The following is a 12,366-nucleotide window of genomic DNA, read 5'->3' as shown; positions in this document are numbered from 1 at the left end:
GGCTTACTTTTTGAGGGTTGTTCCTGCCCCCTGTCCAACGGCAGCGGTCAGTTGGTCAGCATGGCAGATGATCACTTTTGATACGCCATTGTCCAGGGCTTTAAATGCATTATCCAGTTTAGGGATCATTCCTTTATTGATAACCCCAGCAGCTTTGTAATCGGCATAGAGCGCAGGGGTTAATTCATTGATGACGCTGTTATCGTCGGTGTGATCTTTCAGGACACCTTTTTTCTCAAAGCAATAGACCAGCGTTACGTCGTTATGTTTGGTCATGTCAACAGCAATGGCAGAGGCCATAGTGTCGGCATTGGTATTCAGCAAATCACCGGAGCTGTTGTAGGTAATCGGTGCAAAAACAGGCGTTAAATCCTGACGCAGGAAAAACTGAATCTGGCCCGAATCCACCTCTTCAATATCACCTACCATCCCGTAATCAATCTCTTTTACCGGACGTTTTTTGGCCAGTACGGTACTACCGTCGGCTCCGGTTAAACCGATGGCGTTCGTATCCAGCGCCTGAAGTTTTGCCACAATCTGCTTATTGACCAAACCGCCGTACACCATCGTCACTACGTCGAGCATGGGTTGGTCGGTGATACGTCGCCCATCGACCATAGTTGTCTGGATGCCTAATTTTTCGGCAACCTGAGTCGCAATTTTACCACCTCCATGTATAAGAATCTTTGCGCCACGCAGACTGGCAAAAGCAGTCAGAAATCGCTTCAGAGACGTAGCATCGTCTATTACGTTACCACCTATTTTAACAACTGTAAGGGCGTCTGCCATTTTCTAAATAATATATGAAGTAGGATATATGATGTATGGGTTGGGAGATCAAGTAGTATACTTCACATACCCTACATCAAACATCATATATTGCTCAGGATTTCTTTCAGCACTGCCTGCGCTGACCACTCACGGTTGGCCGCTTGCTCAACCACAAGTGAATAAGGGCTGTCCAGCACTTCATCCGATACTTTCAAATTTCGGCGAACAGGCAAACAGTGCATAAAACGACCATTATTTGTCAGCCTCAAATCGTTCATGGTTACCGCCCACGAGGGGTCCTGCGTGAGAACCTGCCCGTAATGTGTGTATGATGACCAGTTTTTACCGTAGATGAAATCGGCTCCGGCGAAAGCTTCGTCCTGGTCATGCGTTACGTGCGCATTGCCCACAAATTCAGGCGCGAGTTCGTAGCCCTCCGGGTGCGTAACCACAAATTCAACCTCACCCGCTGCCGCCCGGACGTTCATCCATTCACAAAACGAATTGGCAACGGCTTGCGGCAGGGATTTAAAATGGGGGAGCCAGGTCAACACAACCTTAGGCTTTTTCACAGTTTTGGCTTCTTCAATGGTTATGCAGTCGGCGAGTGATTGCAGCGGATGGCGCGTTGCCGATTCAAGATTAACAATCGGAACACCCGCGTATTTGGCAAACTGGTGCATCACCTGCTCCCGATAATCTTTATCACGGTCCTGCAATTCGGCAAACGCCCGAATACCAATCACATCGCAATAGCGACCAATCACGGCGGCCGCTTCACGAACGTGTTCGGCTTTATCGGCATTCATTAACACACCTTCTTCCATTTCCAGCCCCCAACTATCCTGCCCAACGTTCATGGTGATAACGTTCATGCCAAGATTCTGGGCAGCTTTCTGCGTACTAAGGCGCGTGCGTAGACTGGAGTTAAAGAAAATCAGGCCAATGGTTTTGTTTTTGCCAAGACTTTGGTGAGCAAATGGATTAGCCTTCGACTCCAGTCCAGACTGGATTAATGCATCAATATTGGTTACGTCGGCGAGGGAAATGAAATTGGTCATTCGGACTTATGCATTGGTAGTACGTAGAGAAACGAATCAAAGAATTCGACGTTGGCGTATTTTATCATTTTCGAACACGGTGTGCATCGCTTCAAATTGATAAGCTTCCTTCAGCAAATTTATCAGGATATGAGCAGGTTCATCGGGAGTTATGTTGGTCAACCTGAAATACACAACCCTAGGTGGTCGATAACCAAACTTAAATATCAATGTCCCGTAGTCACCGTCGAAAGTAAGAATAATACGGTTTTCACTAATCGCAAAATCAGTCACTTCGGTGTCAGCGATACTTGGCATTTCCAGCGCTACGTGCTTACTATTATATCCTGATTCAAGTAATATTTTAAACGCCGTAAGAAGAAAATTTTCGTCAGCTAGGGACTCATGACGCCTGACGAAAATTCGAACCTGGAAAGATGACTAAGTTATCCTTCATAGTGGCATGAACATACGCAAAAACGGCCTGAAGGGCTTCCTTCGTCAGTCGTGGGTAGTTATTCAGTAGGGCTTGCTCAGTCCAACCATCAGCCAAACGCTCAAATAAAAACTCAACTGAAAGCCGAGTTCTTTTTATGACGGGCTTACCCAGCAATACCGTTTCGTCAGAATGAATATAATCCTGCCAATTCATACCCAGCTATTTTTATACACGTAAAGTAACATTTCGAGGAAAACGTTCATAGTTACTACCTCACTGAACAACCTCCACTTTCTCTGTGGTTAAACGTAACGCTTCCAGAAACTGATCGGCTTCATCAACACCAACGGCCAGCGAGGGCAATAGGCGAATAATGGTTTTCCCCGCTACGCCCGTAAACTGTTTATGTTCGAACAACAGGTTCTTCCGCAACGTATCGACCGGGAAATCGTATTCAATGCCAATCATCAGGCCACGACCGCGTAGCTCTTTGTAGCCGCCAATCTGGCGAATGCCATCCATGAAGTATTCCCCAACTTTGGCTGCATTCTCCATCAGACCTTCTTCTTTCATGATATCCAGCACGGCAACAGCAGCCGTACACGCCAGATGATTTCCACCGAACGTAGTGCCGAGCAGACCGTAGCTGGCTTTAAAATCCGGCGAAATCAGGATGCCACCAATCGGGAAACCGTTACCCATGCCTTTCGCCATCGAAATAATATCAGCTTTGATACCACTGAACTGATGCGAGAAAAACTTACCGGAACGGCCATAACCACATTGTACGCCATCCAGAATCAATACCGCGCCCGTTTCATCGCATCGCTTACGTAGCGTTTGCAGGAACGTATCGGTAGCTACCTGAATCCCACCAACACCCTGAATGCCTTCGATAATTACGGCACAGGTATCAGACGTAATGCCAGTTAGAGCGGCTTCAACATCATTATAAGGCAGGAACGTAACGTGCTGATTATAATTGATCGGCGCCACAATGGCCGGATTATCGGTCACCGCTACGGCTCCGGCGGTACGTCCATGAAAGCTCTTTCTAAACGCAACAACTTTCGTCCTGCCGTTATGAAACGACGCCAGTTTCAGGGCATTTTCATTGGCTTCGGCCCCTGAATTACAGAGGAATAGCGCATAATCAGGATGTTCCGACAGGGCTCCTAATTTGTCGGCCAGTTCCTGCTGCTTCGGTATCCTGACTGAGTTTGAATAAAACGAAATCTTGCGTAGCTGGTCGGTGAGCGCCTGTACGTAGCGCGGGTGTGTATGCCCAACCGAGATAACCGCATGCCCACCGTAGAGGTCAAGGTAGCGGGTGCCGTCGACATCCCAAAGGTAGCTGCCCTGCGCACGCACGGGCTCAATGTCGTAAAGCGGATAAACGTTAAATAACTCAGCCATTTGCGTAAACCATAAACCGGTGCTGTTACCTGCCGGTGTTGTTCATAAAATAAGGGTGCAAGTTTACGGATAATCTGTTGAAAATGGGGTTAAAACACAAAAAGGAAGCTATATGGCTTCCTCTTTTTTCAAACTTTTACCAAGAATCAAAGTGAATCGATAAACGAACGTAGTGCCCGAAGCGAATCTTCTGATTGTTCAGTCATGCTTAAATGTCCGGCATTATCAATGGCAGCAACACGAATTCGAGGTGACAAATCAGCCAATTGCGCTGTTTTATCGAATGGTATCAGTTGATCGTCTTTCCCTAACAGAAGCAGCACCGGGAACGTAGCATTACGTAGCACATGCGTTCGGTCAGGCCGCCCTGCAATGGCTTTCATGCCAGCTATAAGCGCATCTGCTGGTAAGCTTATAAAACGCTTGACCAACTCCTGCGTTTTATCACCTGGATACGTAGGGGCGACCATTTTTGGTAATTGCTTTTGAATAAATGGCGCTGATCCGTCGGTTTTCAAACCATCAATAGCCTGACGACGGGCCTCCAGGCGCTTTTCATCATCGGCAGTAGCTGTGGAATGATAGAGTACCAGTGCAGCTACCATCCCGGGATATTTATCCGCGAAAGCCAGCGCGATATATCCTCCCATCGAGTGCCCTACCAAAACAACGTTCTGCGCCTGAATTTCTCGCAAACGAGCGTATAGATCTTCAGCATAAGCTTCGATAGATACGTGATTGGTGAGTTGTGAGAAATCCGGTTTCAGTACAATTGCGTCAGATACCAAATCGGCGTAGATGCCATCCCAGATGGAAGCATCTACGCCGTGACCATGAATCAGACAAATGGTTTTCGATTGATTCATTATCAATAGTTTATACTACGTTGGCTAGCCATTTATAACACCCAGCAGGATGAGCACCAGACCAACTACAAAACCGATTAACCCGATGAGTGACAGGACACTACCTGCTCCTAACAGCCATAGTAACAAGCCGATGATACCAACAATAAGCCCAATCCGGACGTTGCTGTTCATGGCTTTCGTTTTCTCGGGTGCTACGTGCTTTTGAATCTTTTTATCAATTTTTTTCAGCATTATACGCTCCGTCAGCGATAACTTTTTGGTCGTCGAAACGGCATTGGTCGAAACCGTTGCTTTATCACTGGCAGCCGCCACCATCTCATTCAAACGTGCCATGCGTTTGGTGAGTTTTTTATTGGAAGCCAATTGATTATCGTTGCGTACATATGCTTCTACCTGATCAACTGCCTGCTTTACCTGAGTTACCTGCGTTGCTGATTCAGCGGGCTGTGCAGAAACATTTTCGGTGGCGGGCTGCACGACTTCATTTTCGCTCGGAGCGGCTACAGCAACGGTTGTTGCAGGAACTGATTTGAAGTTTTCTCGGGCACTGGGTTGAAAATAAGCTACAGGGCGGCTGCATGAAGCCATAAAGGTGATACCTGCCAGAGCAGCAAGGAGGTGCTTGGTAAGCGTTCTCATAAGGTATGTTTTAATGTGAATGATTGATTTTCTCTCACAACAACTGCGACGTTACGACTTTGTTGCGTGCTGATTAAAAAAAATACCAAAATCTGCACTCAATTATAAAGAAAATCCCCATCTGTTCGGACTAAATCATGCCAATTAGCGGGTGCATTCCTGGTAATAGTCTTCTAAAAGAACGTTAACTATACAGGATATACGTTTTCAACTGGATAACGATTTATCGAAACCGATGGGGATTCGAATGCTATAACAAACCTACCAATAGTAACACAGCACCGACTATCAGCGCAATCAGACCGATGGTCGCGCCGGTACCGGTAGAGAGCAACAGCAGCAGTAAACCGATCAGGACCAGCACAGCACCCGTAGCCAACGTACCCGAGTTAAGCATGGTTTTTTCGGGATTGGCCGGAGCCAGTTGTTTGCTGATTTTCTTGTTCATTTTCTTGAGCATCATGCGCTCCACCAGATTCATTTTTTTGGTCGACCCGCTTTCTACCGATGCTACGTTGGTTTTAGCCGTGGTCGATGCTACCAATGCCCGGATACGGTTCAGTCGTTTCTGCACGGTTTTGTCGGCCGCCAATTTGCTGTCGTTACGTACTAACGCATCGACTTTATCAAGTTGGGCATTGGCTTGCGCCACTTGTTCAGCTGGCGTAACAGCAGGAGCTAGCGTGGCTGGAGCAGTGGCTTCAACAGGACTTACGACTTCAGATTTTGCAGGAGCTTGGGTGTAATGTTCGCGGGCACTTGGTTGAAAATAAGCGACTGGTCGGCTGCAGGCAGCAAAAACGGCAATCATCAACAGACTGGCCAGTAATTGACTGGAGTTCTTTTTCATAACAAATTTGGTTTTATGTGTAACGAATAAGTTTTCAATGGGTAAAACCGACGAAGCCTTTATTTGTTAACATCGACCTAAAAAAATAATCAGCACAAAAAAATCCCGCCGGTTTTGCTACGTGCAACCGGCGGGATTTTTTAAGAAGTTATAGGGTTGTTGTAGAAACAAGGCATACCTTGTTTCTACTCCTTATGCCACTGAGCGGAGTTGATACGTAGTGGATTTCCCGAATTTCTCCTGAGCATATTCCAGACTCACAGTCAGTTCAGTAACGCCTGTCTGCGACGGCATCTCGAACATGGCATCAGTAATAATAGATTCGCAGATCGAACGTAGTCCGCGAGCGCCCAATCCGTAGGTAAGCGCCTGATCGACAATGTAATTCAGCGCACTATCGTCCCAATGGAGCGTAATGCCTTCCATGCGGAAGAGTTTGTCATATTGTTTGGTGATGGCATTTTTCGGCTCCGTCAGAATCTGCATCAACGCCTTCCGATCGAGCGGTTCGAGGTGGGTTAGTACGGGCAGGCGGCCAATCAATTCAGGAATCAACCCGAACGATTTTAAATCGAGCGCCGAAATATACCGCATCAGATGCCCCCGCTCGAACGTATCGTTTAACCGACGATCTCCCGAAAAACCAATCGGCCGGGTATTTACACGTTTGGTAATGTGCCGTTCAATACCATCGAAAGCCCCTCCGCAGATGAACAGGATATTTTCAGTATTCAGCGCAATCAGCCGCTGATCGGGATGTTTGCGTCCGCCCTGGGGTGGTACGTTCACAACCGACCCTTCGAGCAGTTTCAGCAACGCTTGTTGCACGCCCTCCCCGCTCACATCGCGCGTGATGCTGGGATTATCCGATTTGCGGGCGATTTTATCAATTTCGTCAATATAGACAATGCCACGTTCGGCTGCTTCTACGTTATAATCAGCGGCTTGCAGCAAGCGTGTCAGAATCGTTTCTACGTCTTCGCCCACGTAACCAGCTTCGGTAATCACCGTAGCGTCGGCAATGCAGAACGGTACTTCGAGAATTTTAGCGATGGAACGCGCCAGATACGTTTTGCCGGTACCCGTTTCGCCTACCATGATGATGTTCGATTTCTCAATCGTTACGTCGTCGTTGGTTTTGGGTTGCATTAACCGCTTGTAATGATTGTAAACGGCCACAGTAATGGCTTTTTTGGCATCGTCCTGACCAATAACGTACTGGTCGAGGTGCCGTTTCATCTCAATGGGTTTAATGAGATTGATGTGAACTTCAGAAGGTTCGCTTTTGCGCGGACGCATTTCTTCAAGTACAACCTGATGCCCCTGCTCAATGCAGTAGTTACAGATGTGCGCGTCGATGCCCGACAACAGCACCATCACTTCATTTTTGCGCCGTCCACAGAACGAGCAACTTATTTGTGGCATGAACGTTTGCAGTGTAAATAAGTATAGTTAACGGATAACCAGTGCGTTACGTTGCCGGTGGTCAATGGATTTTACTATTCGGCAAAAAAAGCCCGGTATGTCCGAGCTAGCTGGAATAAACAAAGTTATTAATCAACCAGCAAACAGCCAAGTCTACCGTCAGTTTCACTACGTTTAGTAATAGATATAAGTTGCCTTAGCGGTAGAAGTTTCGTAACTGACAGGCCAGCCTTTTTCAGAATAACTGTAATCGTAATACGTAGTGGTTTCCGAAAGCACCGAACCCGTATCCGGCGAAAGCCCTTGCGATGTCCATTTTGTTACGTTGTTTTTGCTGGTGTAAGATTGAACATTCAGACCGCCATACGGTCCCAGTAAACCACGTAACGGATTCGGATTGGTGTCATAAATATACAGACTCCGCGAACGGCTTTTTATAGCACCGTGACTGCTACGTATCATTTGTTCGCCCTGTACTACGTTCTCACGATCATACTGATACGTGGTTTCGACGGTCGAACCATCGGCCTTTTTCTGCACCTGTTTCACAATCTGCCCCTGCGCATTCGTCTCAATGGTTATTTCCGGGCTGTTGTTGTAAGCTGTTGGATCAACAAGAAATGTTTTTATCGACATCACAACTCCCTGATGCGCAAATTCCTGCCACTGAGTTACCAATTTCTTCGTGACACTGTGATTAGTAGGATCAAGCGTGAACCAGCCGTCTTCCGTTTTTAACAGACGATTTTGGGAATCATACGTAACAAGCGTGGCTGGGCTTTCATCTTTTCCTTCGCCACTACGTTGACTATAAGTCTGTACTGATTCCTGCCTTCCCTGTGCGTCGTACGTGTAATCGACAAACGATGCAACCCGATTTATAATCTGAAGTTGTTTCAGGCGAACAGACGTAGCAGGGGTTGTTGGATTTGGTATCGACGTAACGGGGCCGTTAACCTCGGCCGGTTTCGAGCAGCCTGCCCATAAAAAGAGCATCATCAGGCCGATAAGCCAGCTAAGTGGGACTGCACGTTTCATCGTTATGGGTAGTTAGCGCGTTTTCACGCTGGAATTATATAACCACTTCATAGAAAAAGAGTTATATATCCTCTGCTAATTACACAAAAAAGGCAGGAATTACAATTCGTAACTCCTGCCTTTTTCAATACGTATCACTCTGTTTATGAGCAACTTTTGCTTACTATTTTTCGCGACGTAGCACTTCGTCGATCAGACCGTACTCTTTCGCTTCTTCGGCCCGCATCCATTTGTCACGATCCGAATCTTTCTCGATTTCTTTAACTGATTTGCCAGAGTGATCGGCCAGAATCTGATACAGTTCTTCACGAAGTTTCACAATTTCACGAGCCGTGATTTCAATGTCAACCGACTGCCCCTGAGCGCCACCTGATGGCTGGTGAATCATGATCCGTGCGTGTGGCAGAGCCGACCGTTTGCCAGCCGCACCACCAGCCAGCAATACAGCGCCCATCGAAGCGGCCAAACTAGTGCAGACCGTCGCTACGTCCGGGCGAACGTACTGCATAGTATCGTAAATACCCAAACCGGCGTACACCGAACCGCCGGGGCTATTCAGATACATCAGAATATCTTTTTTCGGATCGGCCGACTCCAGGAACAGCAACTGCGCCACAATGATGTTGGCAATATTGTCATCGACAGGTAAGCCCATGAAGATGATCCGGTCGGCCATGAGCCGCGAGAACACGTCAACTTCACGGAAATTCATCGGCCGTTCTTCAATAACCGACCGGGTCATGTTTTCAACCGTATGGTTGTTAATCGTATGGTTCACATAGCCATCTACCGTCAGTCCGTTGAGGCCCATGTGATGTACAGCGAATTTGCGGAATTCTTTTTCGTAATTCATAATTAGGTTTCTATCCGTTAATTTGAAAACCAGAAACAGCTGGTGTAAGTTCGAGAATCGTTTCGTTACAAATTTGCGTTATGAATCCGAAAAACCCTGTCGGTTTTGGTTTAGATTTTATCGTTGTTACTTGATATGAAAAATTCCATCGGCGAGAAAATACGTTTACAGCGGCTTCAGCGCGGTTTATCGCAGGAAAACATGGCCGATCTCCTCAATCTGTCGACCACGGCTTACGGCGACATCGAACGCGGCAAAACCGATCTGACGCTCTCCCGCCTGACCCAGATTGCTCAGGCATTGGACGTAGCGCCCCTATCTTTATTGTCGGACGACGCTATTCCAGCACAGGTGATCGAAGAAAAACCCGACGTAGTGGTTCATCATGAACTGGAAACACTACGTTTACTGGTTGAAAAACAGCAAATTGAGCTGGATAAGCTTCGCCTGGAAGCCGACTACTGGAAACGGAAATACGACGAGCGAGTGGCGTTTGACCTGCTACGTTCGATGGGCATGGAAGAGAAACGGGAACGTATCGGGTTTTGATTTTGCCCTTCAGGTGTAAAAATAAATGAGGGCGTAGGGGTGCATACGTAGTGAGTGGTCATAGCTGTAACCATATCAAAACGCTATGCTACTACGTTCATTTCTGGCTGTTTCCGGCCTACTTCTCTCCTACAATCTACTTGCTCAGCCACTTACGCAAACCATCCGTGGTACGGTCGTTGACCAAAGTTTGCAAACGCCGATTCCCGGCGCTACTGTCGCACTGCTGAATCCGGCACTCCCAAACCAGCTTACGAAAGGCACCAATACCGATACCGACGGTACGTTTCGGCTCACCGACGTAGCAGTGGGTCGGCAGACGCTCAAAATTTCGTTTGTTGGATATAAAGACCTGATTCTGTCGAATCTTGTTGTCGATGCTGGAAAGCAACTCGTGCTCACCGTGTCGCTGGAGGAATCGGTGGCCCAGCTCGCGGAAATCACGGTAAAACCAACCATCGAAAAAGACAAACCGTTGAACGAGATGGCGGCTGTTTCGGCCCGGACATTTTCGGTCGAAGAAACGCAGCGTTTTGCAGCCGCCGTAAACGATCCTGCTCGCATGGCAACGGCCTACGCGGGTGTAGTCGGTGCCGACGATGGCAATAATACGATTGTGATCCGGGGCAATACGCCCAACGGACTACTCTGGCGCATGGAAGGCGTCGAAATTCCGAATCCCAATCACTTTGCCAGTCTGGGCGCGGCTTCGGGCGGCATTTCTATTCTGAGCGCTCAACTACTAGCCAACTCTGATTTTATGACAGGCGCGTTTCCTGCCGAATATGGAAATGCTCTATCAGGTGTGTTTGATCTGAAGCTTCGCCGAGGAAACAACGCCAAACGCGAAAGCACCATTCAGGCGGGCGTGCTGGGTATCGACGTATCGAGTGAAGGACCATTTTCCAAAAAGTACAAAGGTTCGTATCTGTTCAATTATCGCTACTCCACGCTTGGTATTTTGAGTAAACTGGGCGTTAACGTTGGTACGGGCGTCACTACGTTCCAGGATTTGTCGTTCAACGTTTACCTGCCCACCAATCGATTAGGTACGTTCACGCTTTTTGGTTTTGGTGGTTTGAGCGATCAATCCGTAGAGGCCAAGCGAGATTCAACAGCCTGGGCCAATCAGGGTGACCGTTACAACGAACAGTTTTTGGCCAATACGGGAGCAATTGGCGTTACCCATTCAATCAATATTGGTCGTCACGCTTTCCTGAAAACGGTGGCTTCGGCGTCGGGCTATCAGAACAAGTATCAGGGAGATTACCTGACCGAAAACTACGTAGCAGAGCCACGCGGCCGGGAGCAATATTCCGTTTGGAAAAATATCCTTTCCAGTACGTTAACCTATAAATTCGACGCCCGGCACACCATTCGGGCAGGCGTAATTGGTACTCAGATTCATTGTAACCTGAACCGGGCGGAGTGGAATGCTGAACAACACCAGCTTCAGACTACCGTTGCAGTTCCTGGTCCACAGTCGCCCGCGCCTACTACGCAAACGCTTCAGGCATTTGGACAATGGAATTACCGCTTCTCGGAATCACTGACGCTAAATGCGGGGCTTCATTATCTGCGTTTGTTCCTGAATGGTTCTGACGCGCTGGAACCACGCGGATCGCTACGTTGGTCATTTAAACCAGGGCAGGCGCTGAGTCTGGGGTATGGCCTGCATAGTCAGACGCAAAATCCGGCAGTGTTGCTTTCTCAGCAATTATCGGCCAATGGTCTCCGGTTAGCGAATCGAAATCTGGGTTTTACGCGCTCACACCACGTAGTATTAGCTTACGACCGGAAACTGACGGATTATCTACGACTGAAAGCGGAAACGTATTACCAGCATGTAGTCAACATTCCCGTAAGCGCCGATACGTCAGATTCATTTGCGCTCATAAACCAGCCTTTTGGGTTGACAAATAAAGCGTTAATCAATACAGGTATTGGCCGAAATTATGGTCTTGAGCTTACGCTGGAGCAGTTTCTGCACAACAATTTCTACTTTCTGCTCTCGTCATCATTTTATCGTTCCGAATACCAGGGATCAGATAAAATCTGGCGAAACAGCCGCTACGATGGGCGATTTTCGACGAGTTTTCTGGCTGGTAAAGAATTTACTACAGGTGCGGGACGTAACGGTATTTTAGGTTTGAACGTAAAGCTAACGTACTATGGTGGTTATCGCGATACGCCCATCAATCTGGATGCATCTCGCCAGCAGGGCGAAACGGTTTACTACGAAAATCTGACCTACACCCAAACCCTACCCGATTACTTCCGCACCGATATTCGACTCAGTTACAAGCGCAACCGACCTCGCTCAACCCGAACCCTTTCGCTGGACATTCAGAACGTAACGAACCGCCAAAACATCTTCGGGCAATATTTCGATGCGCAGTCGGGTAACGTTCGGACCAGCTATCAGATGGGCCTTTTGCCAGTGCTGAGTTATCGGATGGCGTTTTAGTGATAGTTTT

13 protein-coding genes are annotated in these 12,366 nt (G+C 47.7%); 2 read left to right on the top strand and 11 right to left on the bottom strand.

The genetic code is table 11. The annotated features are described in order from the left end of the window. Positions 1–3: 3 nt before the first annotated feature. From argB to IC229_RS01720, 11 genes are all read right to left on the bottom strand, one after another. Complete coding sequence (gene argB, locus IC229_RS01770) at positions 4–789, bottom strand: acetylglutamate kinase (RefSeq protein ID WP_190885192.1); 786 nt, start codon at positions 787–789, stop codon at positions 4–6. An 83-nt stretch (positions 790–872) separates the two neighbouring features. Further along, positions 873–1,832, bottom strand: a complete 960-nt coding sequence (locus IC229_RS01765; protein ID WP_190885191.1) for an N-acetylornithine carbamoyltransferase — start codon at positions 1,830–1,832, stop codon at positions 873–875. Between the two features lie 36 nt (positions 1,833–1,868). Further along, on the bottom strand, positions 1,869–2,234 hold the full coding sequence (locus IC229_RS01760; protein WP_190885328.1) for a DUF5615 family PIN-like protein: 366 nt from the start codon (positions 2,232–2,234) through the stop codon (positions 1,869–1,871). Next, complete coding sequence (locus IC229_RS01755) at positions 2,215–2,463, bottom strand: DUF433 domain-containing protein (protein WP_190885190.1); 249 nt, start codon at positions 2,461–2,463, stop codon at positions 2,215–2,217. The genes IC229_RS01760 and IC229_RS01755 overlap by 20 nt, the downstream gene beginning before the upstream one ends. Positions 2,464–2,523: 60 nt before the next feature. Then, complete coding sequence (locus IC229_RS01750) at positions 2,524–3,666, bottom strand: aspartate aminotransferase family protein (RefSeq protein WP_190885189.1); 1,143 nt, start codon at positions 3,664–3,666, stop codon at positions 2,524–2,526. Positions 3,667–3,812: 146 nt separating this feature from the next. Next, a complete protein-coding gene (locus tag IC229_RS01745; protein ID WP_190885188.1) occupies positions 3,813–4,532 on the bottom strand; it encodes an alpha/beta fold hydrolase in 720 nt (239 codons plus the stop codon). A gap of 24 nt (positions 4,533–4,556) precedes the next feature. Beyond that, a complete protein-coding gene (locus IC229_RS01740; protein ID WP_190885187.1) occupies positions 4,557–5,174 on the bottom strand; it encodes a hypothetical protein in 618 nt (205 codons plus the stop codon). Between the two features lie 250 nt (positions 5,175–5,424). After that, positions 5,425–6,024, bottom strand: coding sequence for a hypothetical protein (locus tag IC229_RS01735; protein WP_223833804.1), 600 nt, complete (start codon positions 6,022–6,024; stop codon positions 5,425–5,427). A gap of 192 nt (positions 6,025–6,216) precedes the next feature. After that, entirely contained in the window at positions 6,217–7,449 is a 1,233-nt protein-coding gene (clpX, locus tag IC229_RS01730; protein WP_190885186.1) for an ATP-dependent Clp protease ATP-binding subunit ClpX, read from the bottom strand. A 174-nt stretch (positions 7,450–7,623) separates the two neighbouring features. Continuing rightward, entirely contained in the window at positions 7,624–8,487 is an 864-nt protein-coding gene (locus IC229_RS01725; RefSeq protein WP_190885185.1) for a hypothetical protein, read from the bottom strand. Between the two features lie 163 nt (positions 8,488–8,650). Beyond that, the gene (locus tag IC229_RS01720) at positions 8,651–9,340 is read right to left on the bottom strand and encodes a ClpP family protease (RefSeq protein ID WP_223833803.1); all 690 of its coding nucleotides are present in this window, start codon (positions 9,338–9,340) and stop codon (positions 8,651–8,653) included. A 135-nt stretch (positions 9,341–9,475) separates the two neighbouring features. Here IC229_RS01720 and IC229_RS01715 point away from each other — a divergent pair, with 135 nt between their 5' ends. Continuing rightward, complete coding sequence (locus tag IC229_RS01715) at positions 9,476–9,889, top strand: helix-turn-helix domain-containing protein (RefSeq protein WP_190885184.1); 414 nt, start codon at positions 9,476–9,478, stop codon at positions 9,887–9,889. Between the two features lie 85 nt (positions 9,890–9,974). Then, positions 9,975–12,356: a TonB-dependent receptor gene (locus IC229_RS01710; RefSeq protein WP_190885183.1), complete on the top strand. Its 2,382-nt coding sequence runs from the start codon at positions 9,975–9,977 to the stop codon at positions 12,354–12,356. Positions 12,357–12,366: the final 10 nt, after the last annotated feature.

The organism is Spirosoma profusum, assembly GCF_014699005.1.
GTDB lineage: Bacteria > Bacteroidota > Bacteroidia > Cytophagales > Spirosomataceae > Spirosoma > Spirosoma profusum.
The sequence above is the reverse complement of the archived record's forward strand: the minus strand, read 5'-3'. Positions and strand labels throughout refer to the sequence as shown.